This is a genomic window from Microbispora sp. ZYX-F-249 (assembly GCF_039649665.1).
GTDB lineage: Bacteria > Actinomycetota > Actinomycetes > Streptosporangiales > Streptosporangiaceae > Microbispora > Microbispora maris.
The window spans coordinates 39,616-59,378 of the sequence record NZ_JBDJAW010000017.1 but is presented as its reverse complement, the minus strand read 5'-3'; the positions used below and the strand labels follow the sequence as shown (position 1 = coordinate 59,378).

The 19,763-nt window shown below is 73.6% G+C and carries 15 protein-coding genes; 7 read left to right on the top strand and 8 right to left on the bottom strand.

Annotated features, from left to right (window positions below):
• Positions 1 to 252 precede the first annotated feature (252 nt).
• From dapA to AAH991_RS21065, 3 genes are all read left to right on the top strand, one after another.
• Positions 253 to 1,167, top strand: coding sequence for a 4-hydroxy-tetrahydrodipicolinate synthase (gene dapA, locus AAH991_RS21075; protein WP_346227583.1), 915 nt, complete (start codon positions 253 to 255; stop codon positions 1,165 to 1,167).
• A 101-nt stretch (positions 1,168 to 1,268) separates the two neighbouring features.
• Complete coding sequence (locus tag AAH991_RS21070; RefSeq protein WP_346227582.1) at positions 1,269 to 2,954, top strand: ribonuclease J; 1,686 nt, start codon at positions 1,269 to 1,271, stop codon at positions 2,952 to 2,954.
• Between the two features lie 49 nt (positions 2,955 to 3,003).
• On the top strand, positions 3,004 to 3,501 hold the full coding sequence (locus AAH991_RS21065) for a DUF402 domain-containing protein (RefSeq protein ID WP_346227581.1): 498 nt from the start codon (positions 3,004 to 3,006) through the stop codon (positions 3,499 to 3,501).
• Between the two features lie 7 nt (positions 3,502 to 3,508).
• Here the strand turns inward: AAH991_RS21065 and AAH991_RS21060 are convergent, their stop codons facing one another.
• Genes AAH991_RS21060 through AAH991_RS21040 form a run of 5 tightly spaced genes read right to left on the bottom strand, consistent with a single transcriptional unit; the run spans position 3,509 to position 11,671 of the window.
• The gene (locus tag AAH991_RS21060) at positions 3,509 to 5,053 is read right to left on the bottom strand and encodes a DHA2 family efflux MFS transporter permease subunit (RefSeq protein WP_346227580.1); all 1,545 of its coding nucleotides are present in this window, start codon (positions 5,051 to 5,053) and stop codon (positions 3,509 to 3,511) included.
• 31 nt (positions 5,054 to 5,084) lie between these two features.
• Positions 5,085 to 8,342 (bottom strand): AfsR/SARP family transcriptional regulator, encoded by a 3,258-nt coding sequence (locus AAH991_RS21055; RefSeq protein WP_346227579.1) that lies wholly within the window; start codon positions 8,340 to 8,342, stop codon positions 5,085 to 5,087.
• A gap of 52 nt (positions 8,343 to 8,394) precedes the next feature.
• Positions 8,395 to 9,516 carry a hypothetical protein gene (locus AAH991_RS21050; protein ID WP_346227578.1) on the bottom strand — a complete coding sequence of 374 codons (1,122 nt, stop codon included), beginning with the start codon at positions 9,514 to 9,516 and terminating at the stop codon, positions 8,395 to 8,397.
• Complete coding sequence (locus AAH991_RS21045; RefSeq protein ID WP_346227577.1) at positions 9,513 to 10,772, bottom strand: glucarate dehydratase family protein; 1,260 nt, start codon at positions 10,770 to 10,772, stop codon at positions 9,513 to 9,515. Before AAH991_RS21045 ends, AAH991_RS21050 begins: the two co-directional genes overlap by 4 nt.
• Entirely contained in the window at positions 10,769 to 11,671 is a 903-nt protein-coding gene (locus AAH991_RS21040) for a 5-dehydro-4-deoxyglucarate dehydratase (RefSeq protein ID WP_346227576.1), read from the bottom strand. The genes AAH991_RS21045 and AAH991_RS21040 overlap by 4 nt, the downstream gene beginning before the upstream one ends.
• 390 nt (positions 11,672 to 12,061) lie before the next feature.
• On the opposite strand from AAH991_RS21040, the gene AAH991_RS21035 reads away from it, so the two are divergent.
• Both AAH991_RS21035 and AAH991_RS21030 read left to right on the top strand, forming a co-directional pair.
• Entirely contained in the window at positions 12,062 to 12,865 is an 804-nt protein-coding gene (locus AAH991_RS21035) for an NAD-dependent epimerase/dehydratase family protein (RefSeq protein WP_346227575.1), read from the top strand.
• A 1-nt stretch (position 12,866) separates the two neighbouring features.
• On the top strand, positions 12,867 to 14,282 hold the full coding sequence (locus AAH991_RS21030) for an aldehyde dehydrogenase (NADP(+)) (protein ID WP_346227574.1): 1,416 nt from the start codon (positions 12,867 to 12,869) through the stop codon (positions 14,280 to 14,282).
• Between the two features lie 133 nt (positions 14,283 to 14,415).
• On the opposite strand, the gene AAH991_RS21025 is transcribed toward AAH991_RS21030, so the two are convergent.
• Complete coding sequence (locus AAH991_RS21025) at positions 14,416 to 15,045, bottom strand: TetR/AcrR family transcriptional regulator (RefSeq protein ID WP_346227573.1); 630 nt, start codon at positions 15,043 to 15,045, stop codon at positions 14,416 to 14,418.
• Between the two features lie 147 nt (positions 15,046 to 15,192).
• Here AAH991_RS21025 and AAH991_RS21020 point away from each other — a divergent pair, with 147 nt between their 5' ends.
• Positions 15,193 to 16,941, top strand: coding sequence for an FAD-dependent monooxygenase (locus AAH991_RS21020; RefSeq protein WP_346227572.1), 1,749 nt, complete (start codon positions 15,193 to 15,195; stop codon positions 16,939 to 16,941).
• A 36-nt stretch (positions 16,942 to 16,977) separates the two neighbouring features.
• Complete coding sequence (locus AAH991_RS21015; RefSeq protein ID WP_346227571.1) at positions 16,978 to 17,400, top strand: ester cyclase; 423 nt, start codon at positions 16,978 to 16,980, stop codon at positions 17,398 to 17,400.
• 49 nt (positions 17,401 to 17,449) lie between these two features.
• Here AAH991_RS21015 and AAH991_RS21010 read toward each other — a convergent pair whose 3' ends face one another.
• The gene (locus AAH991_RS21010) at positions 17,450 to 18,736 is read right to left on the bottom strand and encodes a pectate lyase family protein (protein WP_346227570.1); all 1,287 of its coding nucleotides are present in this window, start codon (positions 18,734 to 18,736) and stop codon (positions 17,450 to 17,452) included.
• Positions 18,737 to 18,784: 48 nt separating this feature from the next.
• Positions 18,785 to 19,708, bottom strand: coding sequence for a 5-dehydro-4-deoxyglucarate dehydratase (locus AAH991_RS21005; RefSeq protein ID WP_346227569.1), 924 nt, complete (start codon positions 19,706 to 19,708; stop codon positions 18,785 to 18,787).
• Positions 19,709 to 19,763: the final 55 nt, after the last annotated feature.

Genomic DNA, 19,763 nt, shown 5'->3' with positions numbered 1-19,763 from the left:
GGCCTGACGGCCTGGGTATCTTCCGCCCGTAGGGCGCATGGCCGGTCGTACACGGCCTTCCGGAAAAATTTCGCCAGCGGCATGTAACGTCCGCGTAAGGCGCGGCGATTCCCGGTTAGAGGTCGCTGATGTGTGTACCCCCGAGCACATATCGGCGGCCTCTTCCGCTGTCGGATGGCACCGCGGGACGGTACTGGACATAACGGGGTGGCGAGGTCCATCACCCCTGCGGATCCGGGTACCGTTCGGTCTATGGCATCGCCTACTGGAACTTCCGACGCCCCCTTCGGCCGCACGCTGACCGCGATGGTCACACCGTTCGACTCGAACGGCGCCGTCGACTATGAGGGCGTCCAGCGGCTCGCCGCCTATCTCGTGGACGAGCAGCGCAACGACGGACTGGTCGTGAGCGGTACCACCGGGGAGTCCCCCACCACCTCCGACGAGGAGAAGGACCGCATCCTCCGCGCGGTCGTCGAGGCCGTGGGCGACCGGGCCACGGTCGTGGCCGGCGTCGGCACCAACGACACCCGGCACAGCGTCGAGCTGGCCCGGGCCGCGGAGCGCGCGGGTGCGCACGGTCTCCTGGTGGTGACCCCGTACTACAACAAACCGCCGCAGGAGGGCCTGCTCCGGCACTTCACGGCCGTCGCGGACGCGACCGGCCTTGCGGTGATGCTGTACGACATTCCCGGCCGTGCCGGGGTGCCCATCACGACCGAGACCCTGTTCCGGCTGGCCGAGCATCCGCGCATCGCCGCCGTCAAGGACGCCAAGGGCGATCTGTTCGCGGCCTCGCAGGTGATGTCCTCCACCGACCTCGTCTTCTACTCCGGCGACGACCTGCTGAACCTGCCGTGGCTGTCCGTCGGCGCGGCCGGGTACGTCAGCGTCGTGGGCCATGTGGCGGGCGCGGAGCTGGCCTCGATGGTCGACTCCTACCGGTCGGGCGATGTCGGGAACGCACTTGCCGTCCACCGCCGGCTCCTCCCGGTGGTCTCGGCGATCATGACGCGCACCCAGGGCGCGATCATGGTCAAGGCGGCGCTCACACTGGTGGGCCAGGACGCCGGGTACGTCCGGCCGCCGCTCGTGGACGCCACCCGGGAACAGATCGCGGCGCTTCGCGAGGACCTCATCACGGGGGGTCTCAAGCTTGTGGATTAGATCAGCAGATGGAGTCGAATGAGCGACGTGTACAGAGAAAACGAACATAGGGAACGACGCGTGGGCGCCGACGGCGGACGGCGCGGGGCGAGGGGGGCGGCATGAGTCATCCGCATCCCGAGCTCGGGCCGCCTCCGCCGCTGCCGGAGAACGGCCTGCGCGTCGTCGCGCTGGGCGGTCTCGGTGAGATCGGCCGCAACATGGCGGTCTTCGAGTACGACGGCCGCCTGCTCGTGGTGGACTGCGGCGTGCTGTTCCCCGAGCCGGACCAGCCGGGCGTGGATCTCATCCTGCCCGACTTCGACTACATACGGGGGCGCCTCGACGACATCGAGGCACTGGTGCTCACGCACGCCCACGAAGACCACATCGGCGCGGTGCCGTACCTGCTGCGGGAGCGGCGCGACATCCCGATCGTCGGCTCGCGGCTGACGCTCGGGCTGATCGAGAGCAAGCTGACCGAGCACCGGATGCAGCCGGTCAAGGTCGAGGTGGTCGAGGGCGAGCGGCGCTCGTTCGGGCCGTTCGAGTGCGAGTTCGTCTCGGTGAACCACTCGATCCCCGACGCGCTCGCCGTGGCGATCCGCACCCCTGCGGGTCTCGTCCTGCACACCGGCGACTTCAAGATGGACCAGCTTCCGCTGGACGGGCGGCTGACCGACCTCGGCGCGTTCGCCCGGCTCGGGGCCGAGGGCGTCGACCTGCTGATGTCCGACTCCACCAACTCGGAGGTGCCGGGCTTCGTCACCAGTGAGCGGGAGATCGCGCCGGTCATCGACGACGTCTTCCGCAGCGCGTCCAAGCGGATCATCGTCGCGAGCTTCGCCTCGCACATCCACCGCGTCCAGCAGATCATGGACGCGGCCGAGAAGCACGGCCGCAAGGTCGCGCTCATCGGCAGGTCGATGGTCCGCAACATGGGCGTGGCACGCGAACTCGGCTACCTGAAGGTGCCCGGTGGCCTGCTCGTGGACTCCCGGGAGATCGAGGAGTGGCCGCCGGAGGACGTGGTGCTGATCTGCACCGGCTCCCAGGGCGAGCCGATGGCGGCGCTGTCGCGCATGGCCAACCGCGACCACCCGATCAGGATCGCCGAGGGCGACACCGTCCTGCTCGCCTCGTCGCTGGTGCCGGGCAACGAGACGGCCGTCAGCAAGGTCATCAACGGCCTCAACCGCTGGGGCGCGCGGGTGGTCCACAAGGGCAACGCGCGGGTGCACGTCTCGGGCCACGCCGCCGCGGGCGAGCTGCTGTACGTGCTCAACCTCACCAAGCCGTCCAACTTCATGCCCGTGCACGGGGAGTGGCGGCACCTGCGGGCGCACGCCGCGCTGGCCGAGCTGACCGGCGTCCCCCGGGAGAACATCGTGATCGCCGAGGACGGCGTGGTCGTCGACCTCGTCGACGGCCAGGCGAGGATCACCGGCGCGGTCCCGTGCGGGTACGTCTTCGTGGACGGCACCTCCGTGGGCGACATCACCGACGTGGCCCTCAAGGACCGGCGCATCCTGGGCGACGAGGGGTTCATCTCCATCGTCGTCGTCGTGGACTCCACCACCGGGAAGCTCACCGGCGGACCGCAGATCACCGCCCGGGGCTCGGGCATCGACCCCGACGCGTTCGACGCGGTCATCCCGCAGCTCGAGACCGCGCTGCAGGAGGTCGCGGCGGCGGGGGTGGCCGACGAGATGCAGATCCGCCGGACCATCCGGCGTACGGTGGGGCGCTGGGTCAGCGACACCTACCGCCGCCGCCCGATGATCATTCCGGTGGTCGTCGAGGTCTGACGGACAATCCCGTTGTACTCGGAGACGGGCGTGGCGTAGCGTCCCGCCCGTGTCCGAGGCGAGGATCATCTACCGCAAGTACGGCGGGTCGCTGCACTGGCACCAGCACGCGCGGGTGCTGGGCGAGGACGAGCACGGCGTCTGGACCGGCTGTCCCGCGGGCACCGTCGGCCGGCGGGGGAGCGAGCCGCCGGTGGTCTGGCCGGACCCTTTCGTGATGCTGTTCCCCCGCAACGCGTGGTGGACGGCCACGTTCAACGCCCGGCCGAACAGGTGCGCGATCTACTGTGACGTCACCACGGTGCCCGTCCGCGGCGACGGCCGGATCACCATGGCCGACCTCGACCTCGACGTGCTCCGGATGCGGGACGGCCGGCTCATCCTGGACGACGAGGACGAGTTCGCCGTCCACCAGGTGCGGTACGGCTACCCGGAGGAGATCGTCCGTCAGGCGGAGCGTTCGGCCGCCTGGCTGATGGAGGCCGTGGGCGCGCGCACCGGCCCCTTCGGCGGCGCCCACGACCGCTGGCTGTCCCAGGTGACCTGAGCAGGGGTCACTTGACCGGGACCGGCTCGTCCACCGATTCCTCCTGTGTGTCCGGGATCACCTTGGGCACGCCGCGCAGCGCGAACGGTACGGCGACCGCCAGGACGAGCAGGATCGCCGCGCCGGTCAGCACGGTGACGTGGATGCCCTCGACGAACGCCTGCCGCGCGGCCTGCGCGACGGCCCCCGCGGCGTCGCCCGGCAGCGCGGCGGCGGCCTTCAGCGCGCCCGCGAGCGTGTCGCGGGCCTCGGCCGCCGCGCCCTCGGGCAGCCCGGGCGGAAGCGCCAGGCCGTTTCGGTAGGCGCTGGTCAGCACGGTGCCGAGCACGGCGATGCCGAGCGCGCCGCCCATCTCGTGGGCGGTCTCGGAGATCGCGCTAGCCGCGCCGGCCCGCTCCTTGGGCACCGAGGCGAGCACCGTGTCACCGGTCACCGCGAACGTGAAGCCCATCCCGACGCCCTGGATGAGCATGGCGGCGAGCATGTAGAGATAGGGCGTCTCCATGCCGATCCGGCTGAACAGGATGAACCCGATCGCGGTCAGCACGAGCCCGAGGCCGACGACCGGCCCGCGTCCCCACCGGTGCACGAGCACCCCGGACAGCGCGCCGCCGACGCCTCCGGCCAGGCCGCCCGGCATGCCGGCGAGCCCGGCGGTCAGCGGCGACCAGCCCAGGACCAGCTGGAAGTACTGCGCGAAGACCACCGACATGGCGAGCATCGCGAAGACCGCGACCAGTTCGGCGCCGACCGTGGCCGCGAACGCGCGCCGCCGGAACAGCGCGATGTCGATCAGCGGCTCGGCCAGCCGGGTCTGCCGCCGGACGAACAGGACCAGCGCGGCGACCGCGATCACCGCGGCGGCGATCACGGAGGGCCGCGCGACGCCTCCGGTCGTGGCCTCCTTCATCGCGTAGATCAGGCCGAGCACGCCCACGGCGGACAGCGGGACGCTGACGAGGTCGAGCCTGCCGGGGCGGGGGTTGCGCGACTCGGGCAGCACGACGAGCCCGGCGGCCAGGACGGCCGCGACGACGGGCACGTTGATCAGGAAGACCGAGCCCCACCAGAAGTGGCCGAGCAGCAGGCCGCCGACGATGGGCCCGAGGGCGAACCCGACCGCCCCGACGCTGCTCCAGATGCCGACCGCGGTGGTCCGCTCCTTCGGATCGGCGAACACGTTGCGGACCAGCGACAGCGTCGACGGCATGATCGTCGCGCCGGCCACGCCGAGCAGCGCGCGGGCCGCGATCAGCAGGGGGGCGTTCGGCGCGTACGCCGTCAGCACCGAGGCCGCGCCGAAGGCGGCCAGTCCGGCGAGCAGCAGCCGCCTGCGCCCGATCCGGTCGCCGAGGTTGCCCATGGTGACGAGCAGCGCGGCCAGGGCGAAGCCGTAGATGTCGGCGATCCACAGCAGCTGGGTGGCCGAGGGGGCGAGGTCCTCGCCGAGCTTGGGCAGGGCGAGGTGCAGCACGGTGAGGTCGACGGACAGCAGGAGCATGGCCAGGCAGGCGATGACCAGCGTGCCCCACTTGCGGGAGGTGTCGTTCATGGCCGCAAGCGTGCGCCCGGATGCTGACCGTTCACCCACCGAGCGCTGACAGGTGCCCTTCGACGATGGTCAGCGCCGCGTCGTCCGTGCTCCCCGTGATGCCCCCCGCGACCGGCACCCGCTCCTGTGCGTAGACCATGCCCTGGGCGTACGCCCGGTCGAAGGCGTCACCGCCGAGGACGGTCCGGCAGCCCGCCTCGATCCGGGCGACGTCCGGGTCGCCGGCGGCGGGTGCGCCGCGCAGGGCGGCGGCCACGCCCAGCAGCCAGGCCGCCCGCCCGCGGTCTCCTTCCAGCAGCGCGACGCCGGCGACCCCCTCCGCGACCGCGGCGGTCATCCCGAGGCTGCGGGTGCCGGGCACGGTGGTGAGGGCGCGCCGGTGCCACGCCAGCGCCTCGGCGGCGGCGCCCGACATCTGCGCGGCCCAGCCCAGCGCCAGGTAGACGCGCGAGCGGGTCTCCTCCACGCTGAACCACGCGCTCGTGCACTCCGCCAGGGCCGCCTCGTAGCGGCGCCGGGCCCCGGTCACGTCGCCCGCCAGCCGGGCGAGCTCGCCGAGCCCGAGGAGCGCCGCCGCGAGGGTCTCCGGGGCGCCGGTCCGCCGCGACAGCTCGGCGCCGCGCTCGAAGTCGGATTTCGCGGCGTCCGCGAGTCCGGAGCGCATCCGCGCCCAGCCGCGCCGGCAGAGGGTCTCCGCGACGTCCGACGCGGCGCCCAGCCGCTCGGCCAGGTCGAGCGCCTCGTTGGTCAGCGCCTCGACCCGTTCGTGGTCCCCCCTCCGGTCGGCGACGTCCGCCATGGCGGACAGCACCAGCACCCGGAGCCAGATGTCCCCCACGGCGCGGGCCTGCCGCAGCGCACCGGTGAGCTCGTGCTCGGCCTCCGTGAGCCGGCCGTCGAACACCTTGAGATAGGAGAGGCTGAAGCGGCTCAGCGTCCGCGTCCACGGGTCGCGGTCGAACACGCGGAACAGGTCCTCCATCGTGTGGAGTTGCTCTCTCGTGGGAGGACCGCTGATCATCGCCTGCAGCACCAGCAGGAACGGCTGGCGGGGCGGCATGGGCAGGACGTAGGTCCGCCGGACGACCTCGGCCACGAGCCCGTCCACGGCGGGCCCGCCCGTCCCGCCCCAGGCCACGAGGCAGGCGCACACGACGTGCTCCTCCTCCAGCCCCTCGGGGGGCGTGCCGCCGATCCCGCCCAGCAGTTCGGCGGCCGGCCGGGCCGCCTCGCCGCGCAGCCCGCGCAGCAGCCAGTAGCCGGTCACCGCCGACAGCAGCCGCAGCGCGGGCGCCACGTCACCGGCGCGTACGGCGCGGCGCAGGGCGGCCTGCAGGTTGTCGCGCTCGCCGTCCAGCCTGCGCAGCCACTCGACCTGGTCCGGCCCGCGCAGGTGCGGGTCCGCCGTGGCGGCCAGGTCCAGGAAGTACGCGAGGTGAGCCCGCCGCGTGGACTCGCTCTCACCGGCCTCGGCCAGCCGTTCGGCGCAGAACGCGCGGATCGTCTCCAGCATCCGGTAGCGGTCGTCCACCACCTCGACGAGGGACTTGTCCACCAGCGAGGCGAGCACGCCGTCGGTGTCGGGCAGGCCGCACACCCGCTCGGCCGCCTCCAGCGTCGCGCCGCCCGCGAAGACCGTCAGCCGCCGCGCGAGCGCGCGTTCCGGCTCGTCGAGCAGCTCCCAGCTCCACTCGACGACCGCGCGCAGCGTCCGGTGGCGCGGCTGCGCCGTACGGCTGCCGCGCGACAGCAGCGCGAAGCGGGGAGCGCCGCCCTCCGGTCCGGGATCGTCGGTCCCGAGGCGGGCGGCGATCTGGGCCAGGGGGAGCGAGCGCAACCGGGCGGCGGCCAGTTCGAGCGCCAGCGGCAGCCCGTCGAGCGCCCGGCAGATCCGCAGCACGTGCCCGACGTCGCCGGGACCGAAGGCGATGCCGGGCCGTACGGCGGCCGCCCGCTCGGCGAACAGCCGTACGGCCGGATAGGCGAGGGCGTCCTCGGCGCCGTCCTCGCCGCCGGGCGGCGGGACCCGCAGTGGGGGGACGGGACACAGGCGCTCGCCGGTGATGCCCAGCGCCTCCCGGCCGGTGGCCAGAACGCGCAGGCCGGGGCACGCCGCGAGCAGCCGGTCGGCGAGCCGGGCCGCCTCGTCCACGACGTGCTCGCAGTTGTCGAGCACGAGCAGCACCGGCCGCAGGGTCAGGGCCGCCACCAGGCGGGCGAGGGGATCGGCCGGGCCCGGCCGGGTGCCGGGACCGGGGATGGGCACGGGGATGGGCACGGGGATGGGCACGGCGCTCTCCCGCAGCCCGAGCGCGCCGAGCACGGCCTGCGGCACGTCGGCGCCGTCGGTCAGCGGGGCGAGTTCCACGAGGCACACCTCGCCCGGCCACCGGGCGGCCGCCTCGATCGCCAGCCGGGTCTTCCCGGTGCCGCCCGGGCCGGTGAGCGTCACGAGCCGGGCCTCGGCGAGCAGCGCGCCGATGCGTTCGAGCTCGGCGTCGCGGCCCACGAGCGAGGTGAGCGGCACCGGCCGTACGGCGGGCGCGGCCGGGGCGAGCGCCGGGTCGGAGCGCAGCACCGCGAGGTGGATCGCCGACAACTCCGCCGACGGGTCGGCGCCCAGCTCGCCGGCGAGCACCCGCCGGGCGTCCTCGAAGACGGCCAGCGCCTCCGCCGGGCGGCCCGCGGCGTACAACGCGCGCATGAGCTGCCCGCGCGAGCGTTCCCGCAACGGCTGCGCGGCGACCCGTTCCTGCAGCTCGGGCAGCAGGTCGCGGTGCCGCCCGAGGGCCAGTCCCGCCTCGGCGAGGTCCTCGGCCGCCGACAGGCGCAGCTCCTCCAGCCGGGCCGCCTGGGCGGGCGCGAACGGCGCGTCGGGCACGTCGGCCAGCGCCGGCCCGCGCCAGAGGGCGAGCGCCTGGCCGAGCAGGCCGGCGGCCCGGGCGGGGTCGCCCGCGTCGAGCGCCCGCCGCCCCTCGGCCGCCAGCCGCTCGAAGCGGGACGCGTCCACGTCGTCCGGGTCCACCGCCAGCCGGTAGCCCGCCGGCTCCCGCACGATCAGGTCGCCGAGGTGCTGGCGGAGCCGCGACACCTGGGCCTGCAGCGCGTTCGTCGCCCCGGACGGCGGCTCCGCGCCGTAGAGGCCGTCGATCAGGCGGTCGGTGGTGACGACCTTCCCGGCGCCCAGCAGCAGCAGGCCGAGCAGCGCGCGCAGCCCGGGCCCGCCGACCGGCACCGGGCGGTCGCCGTCGGGCCGCGCCTCCGTCGGGCCGAGGATGCCGAACCGCATGGTCATGATTGTCCCGCATCGCCGGGCCGGGCGCGGTGGGGAGCGGCGCGGCTCAGCGGCGGACGGCCTCCGCGATCGCCTTCAGCCGGGCCGCGGAGGCGAGACCGCCGTGGTACCAGTGGATCTCGGCGGCGCCGGCCGCCGTGTAGGCCTCGGCCAGGAACGACAGCGCGGCGCCGTCCGCCGGGCGCGGCGGCAGGGCCAGCACGTACGCGCCCACGCGGGGGCCGAGCCCGCCCAGGGCGCGCAACCCGGCCTCGTCCACCTCGGGCGCGTTCCAGCAGTTGCCGACGAGCAGGTCGACGTCCACCCCCGGGGGGACGGTCGCGAACGGGCCGGTCGCCCACGGATCGGCGTTGGCGTGCAGGGCGATCCGCAGGTCCGGCCGGATCGCCCGGGCCTCCGCCAGCAGCAGGTCGCGCAGTTCGCCGGCCAGGCCCGTGCGCAGGTCGCGCACCGGGTCGGCGAGGTCGCCGAGCGCGTCCTCGACGGAGCCCGGCTCGCCGTCGACGCCCGCCCGCACCCGCGCGCGGACCTCGGCGACGTCCAGCCCGGCCGTCTCGTAGCGGCGCAGGCAGGCCGCGCAGAAGCACAGCGACAGCAGCGCGATCTGGGCGGGCGACCAGTCCGCGCCGTCGGTCTTCTCGTGGTGGCCGCCGTGACGGAAACCGAGGGCGCCGCACGCCTCCAGGATCAGCGCGTCGGGGTCGCCGACCTCGACGATCTCGTGGACCAGCGTGCGGCAGTAGTCGCGCACGTCGGCCGCCGCCGGGCACAGCGCGTACGGGTAGGTCTCACCGAAGGCGTTGACGACGACCAGGTCGGGGTTGGCCGAGCCGAGCAGCGTGTTGTGGGTCAGCACGGTCCACGCCTGGACCGGCAGGCCCACGGCGCGCAACGCGTCCCTGGCCTCCCCGAACGGGTCGTCCGAGTCCACCCACGACGGCGTTCCCGGCACCAGCCGGTTGCCCTTCCACGCCTCCTCGCGTACGGGGACGTAGCAGGCCGCGTGCCGGGCGTCGACCAGCCGGTGCGCCGGGTGGGCGGGGGTGGCGGCGCGGGTGGTGTGGTAGGACGCGGCGAGCGCCACCGCGTCGACGCCGAGCGCCTTGAGGCGCGCGGCGGCGCCGGGGTCGCCGACGATGTCCCAGGGGTAGGCGTAGATGACGTTCACCAGCGTGGCCTCCGTGCGGAGAAGGACGGGTCGACGGACCGCATGTACGTCGTGTCGTCGCGGGAGCGGACCCCGCACTTCTCATACTGCTCGTTCATGATTGCGAGGGCGTCGCGGTCGAGCTCCACCCCGAGCCCCGGGCCGTCCGGCACCGGGACCGCGCCGTCCACGAAGCGCAGCGCGCCGGGAGCCACCACGTCCTGGCCGTCCTGCCAGGGGGTGTGGGTGTCGCAGGCGTGGGTGACCGACGGGGTGGCGGCGGCCAGGTGCGTCATGGCGGCGAGGCTGATCCCGAGGTGGGAGTTGCTGTGCATGGACAGCTCGATGCCGAAGGTCTCGCACAGCGTGGCGATGTGCGCCGAGCGCACCAGACCGCCCCAGTAGTGGTGGTCGGTCAGCAGCACCCCGATCGCGCCCTGGCGTACGGCGGGCGGGATGTGCTCGGGGGTGACGACGCACATGTTCGTGGCGAGCGGCATCGGCACCTCGGCGGCGACCCGCGCCATGTTCTCGATGCCCTCGGTGGGGTCCTCCAGGTATTCGAGCACGCCGTCGAGCTCGCGGCCGACCCGGATGGAGGTCTCCACGCTCCAGACGGCGTTGGGGTCGAGGCGCAGCGGGTGCTCCGGGAACGCCGCACGCAGCGCGTGGACCGCCTCGACCTCCTGCTCGGGCGGGAACACGCCGCCCTTGAGCTTGATCGAGCCGAAGCCGTACCTGCCGATCAGCAGGCGGGCCTGCTCGACCACCCCCTCGGGGTCGAGGGCGGCGCCGAACCCGTCGTCCGGCGCGCCCGGATGACCGGCCCACTTGTAGAACAGGTACGCGCTGTACGGCACGGCGTCGCGCACCCGGCCGCCGAGCAGGTCCACGACGGGCCGGCCCGCCGCCTTGCCGCGGATGTCCAGGCAGGCGACCTCGAAGGGGGAGAAGATCCGGTCGACGGTCTTGGCCCGCGAGGAGGTGCCGGTCAGGCCGTGCAGGTCGGTGACGACGTCGGCTCCGACGAGGCCGGCCACGGTGGCGTACATCGCGTTACCGCCGTAGACGTCGTGGCCGATCAGCGCCTCGGCGGCGGCCCGCACGCGAACGAGGTGGTCGAGGTCGCCGTAGGTCTCCCCGAGACCGGTCAGCCCTTCGTCGGTGACGACCTCGACGATCGTGCGCAGCGCCCACGGCTCGTGGACGCCGGCGGCGTTCAGCAGCGGCGGGTCGCGGAAGGCGACCGGCGTGACGTGGATCTCGCGGATCCTCATCCCACCAGCTCCAGTCCGGTCGCGATGAGCTTGTCCAGCCGGGCGACGTGCTCGGGGGCCGCGTCGACGAGCGGTGGCCGGACCCGGCCCACGTCGAGGCCGCGCAGGGCGACGCCCGCCTTGACGAGCGAGACGGCGTAGCCGGGCACGAGGTCGCGCAGCTCGACCAGGGGCCGGTAGAAGCCGCCGAGCAGGCGTCGCACCATGTCGTCGTCCCCGGCGGTCACGGCCTTGTGAAAGGCCAGGGCCACCTCGGGCAGGAAGCAGAACACGGCGGAGGAGTACAGGCTGACGCCGATGCCCCGATAGGCGGCCACGGTCATCTCGGCGGTCGGCAGCCCGTTGAAGAACGTGAAGTCGCGGTCGGTCGCCTCCCGGACGGCGAGGACGATCCGCTGCATGGCGTCGATGTCGCCGAGACCGTCCTTGAACCCCGCGACGGTGGGGATCTCGGTCAGCGCCGCCGCGGCGGCGGCCGTGAAACGGGCGTTGGCCCGCTGGTAGACGATGATCGGCAGGTCGGTGGCGGCCGCGACCTCGCGGACGTAGCGCACCAGCCCTTCCGCGGGCGCGCTCACCAGGTACGGCGGCAGCAGCAGCAGGCCGTCCGCGCCCGCCTCCGCGGCCCTGCGCGCGCACTCGCGGGCGAACGGGAGCGAGCCGCCGGCGCCGGACAGGACGGGAACCCGTCCGGCCGCCGACTCGACGGCGATGCGCACCACCCGCGCGTACTCGTCGATGCCCAGCGCGTTGAACTCGCCGGTGCCGCAGGCGGCGAACACTCCGCCCGCACCCTCGGTGACACCGCGCGTCACGTGCGTGGCCAGCACGTCCTCGGCCAGCTCACCGTCCGGGCCGAACGGTGTGACCGGAAAGAAGAGAACGCCGTCGAGCTGCATCCGCCCACTCCCTTGATGTCCATATACATGGACAAAGTTCCTCAATATGTCCACGACGCTAGCTGTGCGATCTCGCGAAAGTCAACCGAGGTCACCCCTCGGCGGCTCGGTCGCCAGGTGGGGGCTCACCTGTTCACATGCTCGTACGGGCTCCGCAATTGCGGGTGCTGATGAGCAAGACGATAAAAATTGGCAACAGTTGCGTCAAGAATCGATCTCGGGTCAGATATGTGAATCATGCCCGTACTTGTGAACAGTCGGGAATTGCTGCGAGACTGGCGCCGTTCGCCATTGACACGGTCCGTACGCCGCGCGGACGATCACGGGGCGCCGCCGACGGCGCGGGCCCCCGGGCCGCGCACGCCGCAGGGCCGATCCGACAGGAGGCACATGCGAATTCTCATGACCGGCGCGGCGGGCGGCGTCGGCACCCTGCTGCGACCCCGGTTGGCCGGGGAAGGGCGCGTGCTGCGCCTGCTCGACGTCGTCCCGCTGGAGGCGGGGCCGGGTGAGGAGGCGGTGACCGCCGACATCACCGACCCGGAGGCGATGGACGCGGCGATGGACGGCGTGGACGCGGTGCTGCACCTGGGCGGCCACAGCCTCGAACAGCCGTGGGCGGACATCCTGCAGGTCAACATCAACGGCACCTACGTGGTGCTGGAGGCCGCGCGGCGGGCCGCGGTGCGCCACGTCGTGCTGGCCAGCAGCAACCACGCGGTCGGGTTCTTCCCGCGCGACGCGGGCGAGGCCCCCGACTACCTGTTCCCGCGCCCGGACACCTTCTACGGCGTGAGCAAGGTGACCAAGGAGGCGCTCGGCTCGCTCTACCACGACCGGTACGGCATGCACGTGACCTGCCTGCGGATCGGCTCGTGCTTCGAGCGGCCCAGGGACGTGCGCATGCTGTCGACCTGGCTGTCGCCGGACGACTGCGCGCGGCTGGCCGAGGCGTCGCTCGCGGCGGAGGGCTTCCACGTGGTGTGGGGGGTCTCGGCCAACACGCGCCGCTGGTGGTCACTCGAAGAGGGCCGGGCCATCGGCTACGAGCCCAAGGACGACGCGGAAATCTACGCCGATAAGCTCATCGCCGAGCACGGCGAGCCCGATCTCGGGGAGCTGCCGCACTCGCTGGTCGGGGGAGCCTTCTGCGGCCCCCGCTACGACGTCGAGAATCTCGCATCGGGGGGCTGAGGTGACTGACCAGGTGAACGACGCCGTCGAGTCGGCGGTGGAGCGGGCCGCCGCGGCGGGCGAGGCGTGGCGGGCGACGCCCCCGGCCGAGCGCGCCGCCGTGCTCGAGGGCGTCGCCGACGCCCTGCTGAAGCACGCCGAGGAGCTGTGGCCGGCCGCGGCGGAGGAGACCCGGCTGCCGGAGGCGCGGCTGCGCGGCGAGATCGCCCGTACGGCCGCGCAGTTCCGCCTGTTCGCCGAGGTCCTGCGGGACGGCGGGTGGGTGGAGGCGGTGATCGACCACCCCGACCCCGGCGCCACCCCGCCGCGTCCCGACGTGCGCCGGATGAACCACCCGCTCGGTGTCGTGGCCGTCTTCGCGGCCAGCAACTTCCCCTTCGCGTTCTCGGTGGCGGGCGGCGACACGGTGTCGGCGCTCGCGGCCGGCTGCCCGGTCGTGGTGAAGGCCCACGAGGGGCACCCCCGCACCTCCGACCTGACCGCCTCCGTCGTACGGCAGGCCCTGCCCGACCCCGGGCTGCTCGGGCTCGTGCACGGGTTCGAAACCGGGGCTCCGCTGGTGAAGCACCCGCTCGTCACGGCGGTCGGCTTCACCGGCTCGGTCGCGGGCGGGACGGCCATCCAGAAGCTGATCGACGAGCGCCCCGACCCCATCCCGTTCTACGGCGAGCTGGGCAGCGTCAACCCGGTCGTCGTGCTGCCCTCGGCCGACCCCGCCGAGGTGGCCTCGGGGTTCGCGGCGTCGCTGACGCTGGGGGTGGGGCAGTTCTGCACCAATCCCGGCCTGGTGTTCGTCCCCGCGGAGGGCGGCTTCGAGCAGGCCGTCGCCGAGGCGGTCGGCGCGACCGGCGGCGGGCCCATGCTCACCGACAAGATCCGCGAGGGCTACCTGCGGGCGTCCGGCCGGCTGGCCGAGCGGCTCACCGTGCTGGCCGGCGGAGGCACGGTGGACGGCATCACCCCGCAGGTCTTCGCCGCCGACCTGGAGGCGTTCGCGGACGGGCTGCCCGAGCTGGCGGAGGAGTGCTTCGGCCCGGCGGCGATCGTCGTCCGCTACCGCGCCCCCGGCGACCTGCCCGCCGTGCTGCGCCGGCTGCCCGGGTCGCTGACCGCGACCGTCCACGCGGCCGCGCCCGAGGAGGCCCGTGACCTCGTCCCGGCCCTCAACCGGCTGGCGGGGCGGCTCATCTGGAACGGCTGGCCCACGGGCGTCGCCGTCTGCTGGGCGATGCACCACGGCGGCCCCTGGCCCGCCTCCACCACCCCGGCGCACACCTCCGTCGGCGCGGCCTCGATCAGGCGCTGGACGACCCCCGTGGCGTACCAGGACTGGCCGGGGGATCTGCTGCCGCCGGAGCTGCGCGACGACAACCCCCTCGGTGTGCCGCAGCGCGTGGACGGCCGGCTGCGCGTCTGACGCCGTCGCACGCGTCTCCGCGCCGCTCCCGCACGTGTTCCCGCCGCTCACGCACGTGTTTCCCCGCTCACGCACGTGTTCCCGCCGCTCACGCACGTGTTTCCCCGCTCACGCTCGGGGGCGGCGCGGACGCCTATCCGGGATCGAGTCCGAGGAGCCGGCCGAGGAGGGCGACCTGGTCGGCGTAGTGCCGGACGAACTCGGGGGAGCGGGGATCGGCCCCGCAGACGCCTTCGACGACGTGCGGCAGCGTCGTGGTCGCCATCGCGGCGGCCATCAGCATGACGGTGAGACAGGCCGGGTCCACCTCGTCCGGCAGCAGGCCGGCCGCCTGCCGTGCGCGGACCTCGTCCACGTAGCCCCGCAGCCGCTCCGCGCGCGGCGCCTGGTCGGGGTCGGTCCGCGGCCCTTCGTACTCCAGGCCGCTCCACGCCAGCAGCCGGACACCGTCCGGGTCGTGCAGCACCTCCAGCGCGTACCGGCGGAGCTGCTCGGGCAGCGGCGTGCCGGGCGTCGCCAGCTCGCTCTGGCGCTCCCGCCAGCGTTCCCCGAGGGCCCGGTAGAGGCCTTCCTTGCCTTCGAAGTAGTACGAGATCAGCTGCTGGTTGACCCCTGCCCTTGCGGCGATCGCGCTCAGCCGGGCCCCCGCGTACCCGTGCGCGGCGAACTCCACCGTCGCGGCGTCCAGGATGAGCCGGCGGGTGCGGTCCGGGTCGCGCTGCCGTTCCTGGGGCTTGGGAGAGCGGCGTGGCTTCGTGGGCACGCCCCGATCGTATAGCCGGCGGCCACAATCAATCGGATGATTGACACAATTATAGATTCGATTGATTATCGGGGAGGCGGGGCTCGGCATCCCCGGACGACCCCCCGGGCACAGACGGGCATGGACGGGCACAGACGGGAGCCGCAGATGACCGGACCGTACGACCGCAGGACCGCCGTCCTCATCGTGGGAGGGGGCATCACCGGCCTGTCCGCCGCGCTCTTCCTCACCCGTCTGGGGGTCCGCCCGATGCTGGTCGAACGGCATCCGTCCACGGCGATCACGCCCCAGGCGCGCGCGTTCAACCCGCGCTCGATGGAGATCTACCGTGCCGCGGGCCTGGAGGAGGAGATCCGCGGGCGTCAGTCGATCCTGGCCGGCCTTCCGGAGATGATCGGCGCGGAGACGCTCGCCGGCCGGGAGCGTTTCCGCGTCGACCTGCTCGCGCACGTCCGGCCGCCCGCCGCGGTCGGCCCCGCCGACTGGGCGATGATCGACCAGGACGAGCTGGAGCGCATCGTGCGCGCCCATGCCGAAGCCGGCGGCGCGGAGATGTGCTTCGGCACCGAGCTGGTCTCCTTCGACGCCGGCGACGACGGCGTGACGGCCGTCGTCCGCGATCTCGGCACCGGGGCCGCACTCCGGGTCCGCGCCGACTACCTGGTCGCCGCCGACGGCCACCGCGCGGGCATCCGCGACCGGCTCGGCATCGGCGCGGACCGGTCCGGCCCCACGACCGACGTGTCGTATTTCGTCTTCGACGCCGATCTGTCCGCCGTGCTGCGGGGGCGGCGCTTCCTGCTGGCCTACCTCGACCGCCCGGTGCCGGGCACGGTCCTGGTGCCGCTGCGGACGTACGGACGGTGGATGCTCGGCGTGCCCTCGCAGCCGGAGCGGGGAGAGCCTCCCGGCGACCTCCCGGAGGAGCGTTGCGCCGAGCTGGCCCGCCTCGCGACCGGGGTGGCGGACCTCGGCGTCACCCTCGTGCCCCCGGTGCCCGGGCGGCCGGGGATGGTGTCCCGCAGCACGATCGGCGGCTGGGTCGCGCACCGGTTCCGGGCCGGGCGGGTGTTCTTCGCGGGCGACGCCGCCCATGTCGTGCCGCCCGCGGGTTCGTACGGCGCGAACACCGGCATCGCCGACGCCCACAACCTGGCGTGGAAGCTCGCCGCCGTGCTCGCGGGCCGGGCGGGACAGGCGCTGCTGGACACCTACGAGCGGGAACGCCGCCCGGTCGCGCGGCTGACGCTGGAGACCGCGACGCGGCATCTCACCGGCCGCCGCACGGGAGGGGACGTCACCGGGATCGACGACGTGACGATGATCTTCGGCTACCGGTACGACTCCGCGGCGATCGTGCCGGAGACGCCGGGCTTCGGGACACCGGACTTCGGGACACCGGACTTCGGGACGCCGGGTTTCGGGACGCCGGGTTTCGGGACGCCGGGTTTCGGGACGCCGGGCTTCGTGGCGCCGGCCGAGGACCCCCGCGCCCCCAGCGGGCGCCCGGGCCTGCGCGCACCGCACGTGTGGCTGGAGCGGGCGGGGACCAGGTTGTCCACGCTCGACCTGTTCACCGGCGCCTTCACGCTGCTGACCGGCCCGGACGGCGGGGAGTGGGCCGCCGCGGCCGCGCGGGAGGCCGGGCTGGCCGTCCATCGGATCGGCGCCGGCCTGCGCGACCCCGAGGACCGGTTCCTCGCCGCCTACGGCATCACGGCGACCGGCGCGACCCTCGTCCGGCCCGACGGCTTCGTCGCCTGGCGCGCACGCGAGCTGCCCGCGGGCCCGGGGCGCCGGTTGCGGGACGCGCTGACGCGCCTGCTCGGCCTGGACGGCGCGGCGCCCGATCGGCCGGTCCTCCCGGCCTGGCCCGGTCCGCCGCCGCCCCGATAACCTGGACTACCAGGTGCGAGGATCGGGGGTCTCGCCGTGGCCGACGTGGTGGACCGGTATTTCAGCGCGTACAACGCCCACGACCTGGACGCGGTGATGCGGTGCTACTGCGCCAAGCCCGTCGCGGTCGGCCCGGGCGGGCCGGCGGAAGGACGCTCGGAGGTGGCGTCCTACCACACCGGCATCTGGCAGGCATTCCCCGACGTCCACGCCACGGTCCTGCAGAAGGTCGCGGACGGCGGGATCACGGCGGTCGCCGCGGTGGGGACCGGCAGGCACACCGGGCCGTTCGCGATCACCACGGGCGAGGTGCTCGGGGCCACCGGGCGGTACGTCAGCGTACGGTGCTGCTGGTTCTTCGGCACCGAGGGCGGCCTTATCGTCGACCAGCAGGTCTTCTACGACCAGCTGGAGCTGTATCTCCAGCTGGGGCTGCCGCCGGGCCGCCCCGGCGCGTGACGCCGGGGGACGCCCGGCCCCTCCGGGCGGAGGGGCCGGACGCCGGCCGTCAGTGGATCTCGCCGGCCCCGGCGTGCCGGGAGACCTCCCTGCGCACGGTCGCGGCGGGGTCGACGGTCGTGTGGAGGGCCGGGGTCCAGCCCGCGTCGGAGCCGAGGTCGGGGTCGTTCTCGGCGTTGTAGACGGCGACCAGGTCGATCGGGGTCTCCTCGCCGCCGACCCGCAGCAGGTTGCCCTTGGCCGTCAGCGTCGTGCCGCCCCAGTTGTAGAGCAGGTCGGCGGGGTCGACGCTCCGGCTCAGCCGGAAATAGTTGTTCTCCGCGTAGATCTGGGACTCCACCCCGACGCCCAGGGCGTACTCGAAGGGCCCGGCGTCGGGCACCTGGTAGTAGTTGTTGTAGACGTGCACCTTGCCGAAGCGGACACGCGGCAGCCGCTGGAGGTTGCCGGAGAACTCGTTGTGGTGCACGGTGACGCTGAGCTTGCCCCGGTCGGTCGCGGGGTTGTTGGTCGAGCCGATCAGCATGGTCTTGTCGTGGTCGGTGAACCTGTTCCACGACACGGTCACGAAGTCGGACCCGGCCGTGATGTCGGCCTGGCCGTCGTGCACCTGGTACGGCCGGCCGAAGTAGACCGGCTGCGCCGAGTCGGGGTTGTCTCCGTCGCTGAACGTGTTGTGGTCGATCCAGACGTGGGTCGAGCCGGTGACCGAGATGTTGTCGTAGAGGGAGTTCCAGTTGCCCTCGGCGCCGTCCGTGGGGTCCCACTGGGGGAAGCAGTCGGCGGCGTCCTCGAACCGGATGTTGCGGATGATGACGTTGTCGGCCTTGTCCACGTGCAGGTTGACGCCCCGGATGGTCGCTCCCGGCAGGCCCACGATGGTCGTGTCCGACGGCACCTTGAGCTTGATGTACTTCGTCTGCGCCGCGGCGGAGGCGGCCCGCGCGTCCTCCATCGGCCCGGACGGCTCGGTGTCGCGGCCCCACACCGCGGGGTCGTACGCCGCGAGGTAGCCGGCCAGCGTGTAGCCGCCGGTGGCGAAGTCCGCGCAGGTCTTGTCGACCTCGACGACGCCCTTGACGTAGACGATGCGGGGGCCGGGGGAGGCGAGGGCCGCGGCCAGGCCCGCGCGGTCGGTGACCACGCGGACGCCTCCGGCGGGAGCCGCCGCGCCGCCGGTGGTGCCGGTGCCGGCCGAGGCCCAGCCGTCGCCCGCGGGCAGCGTCTGCCTGCCGAGGTCGGGCCGCGGGGCGGCCGCGGCGGGGCCCGGCCCGAGCAGGGGGACGGCGGCCGTGACCACGAGGGCGGCCGGCAGGAGTAGGGATCTTCCGGGCATGACTGTCTCCGTTCTGCGATCGCTCCCCCGAAACTCGTCGCCCGGCGCTCAGGCCGGATCGGGCGACCGCTCCAGTTCGTCGAGAAGGGCGAGACCGCGGTCGATCAGCGCGGCGAGCCTGTCGAGGTGCTCGGGGCTGGGATCGGACAGCGGCCGGCGGACGGGTCCCACGTCCAGACCACGCAGGCGTACGCCCGCCTTGATGAGCGAGACGGCGTATCCCGGGCCCTCGCCGCGCAGGTCGACCAGGGGCCGGTAGAAGCCCTCGATCAGGCGGTTCGCGACGTCGTCGCGACCGTCCCGCAGCGCCTCGTAGCAGGCGAGCGCGAGATCGGGGAGGAAGCAGAAGACGGCGGAGGAGTAGCGGACCACGCCGAGGTCCCGGTAGCCGGCCTGGGACAGCTCCGCCGTCGGCAGGCCGTTGAAATACAGCATGGAGGGCGGGGCGGCCTCGATGATCCGGCGCATGAGGCCGAGGTCGCCGTAGCCGTCCTTGAGCCCGATGACGCCCGGGTGCTCCCCGAGCGCCGCGACCGTCTCCGGCTCGAAGACGGCGTTGTCGCGCTGGTAGAGGATGACCGGCAGCCGGGTGCCGTCCGCGATCGCCTCGTAGTGGCGGCGCAGGCCGTGCTGGCCCGCCTGGACGAGGTACGGCGGCAGCGCGAGCAGGGCCGAGGCTCCGCCGTCCTCGGCCGCTCTGGCGAACTCCAGGGCCATCGCGGTGCCGTAGCCGGTCCCGGCGACCACGGGGACGCGCCCGGCGGCCTCCTCGACGGCCGCGGCCACGCAGGCGGTGTAGTCCCGCAGGCTGAGCGAGGGGAACTCACCGGTGCCGCAGCAGGCGAACACCGCGCCGCACCCCGCCTCGACGCCCTGCCGCACGTGCCGGCGGAACACCTCGAGGTCGAGCCGCTCCTCCTCGTCGCACGGCGTGACCGGGAAGAACAGCAGGCCGTCGAACGTCACCGGCATCCTCCGTCATCCTTCTGCGTCATCCATCTGAACTCGATTCATATTCATGAACACC

What these genes read in the sequence shown, in the direction of transcription:
- dapA (WP_346227583.1), top strand. Translation starts at nt 253, where the DNA reads ATGGCATCGCCTACTGGAACTTCCGACGCCCCCTTCGGCCGCACGCTG.
- AAH991_RS21070 (WP_346227582.1), top strand. Translation starts at nt 1,269, where the DNA reads ATGAGTCATCCGCATCCCGAGCTCGGGCCGCCTCCGCCGCTGCCGGAG.
- AAH991_RS21060 (WP_346227580.1), bottom strand. Translation starts at nt 5,053, where the DNA reads ATGAACGACACCTCCCGCAAGTGGGGCACGCTGGTCATCGCCTGCCTG.
- AAH991_RS21055 (WP_346227579.1), bottom strand. Translation starts at nt 8,342, where the DNA reads ATGCGGTTCGGCATCCTCGGCCCGACGGAGGCGCGGCCCGACGGCGAC.
- AAH991_RS21045 (WP_346227577.1), bottom strand. Translation starts at nt 10,772, where the DNA reads ATGAGGATCCGCGAGATCCACGTCACGCCGGTCGCCTTCCGCGACCCG.
- AAH991_RS21040 (WP_346227576.1), bottom strand. Translation starts at nt 11,671, where the DNA reads ATGCAGCTCGACGGCGTTCTCTTCTTTCCGGTCACACCGTTCGGCCCG.
- AAH991_RS21035 (WP_346227575.1), top strand. Translation starts at nt 12,062, where the DNA reads ATGCGAATTCTCATGACCGGCGCGGCGGGCGGCGTCGGCACCCTGCTG.
- AAH991_RS21020 (WP_346227572.1), top strand. Translation starts at nt 15,193, where the DNA reads ATGACCGGACCGTACGACCGCAGGACCGCCGTCCTCATCGTGGGAGGG.
- AAH991_RS21010 (WP_346227570.1), bottom strand. Translation starts at nt 18,736, where the DNA reads ATGCCCGGAAGATCCCTACTCCTGCCGGCCGCCCTCGTGGTCACGGCC.
- AAH991_RS21005 (WP_346227569.1), bottom strand. Translation starts at nt 19,708, where the DNA reads ATGCCGGTGACGTTCGACGGCCTGCTGTTCTTCCCGGTCACGCCGTGC.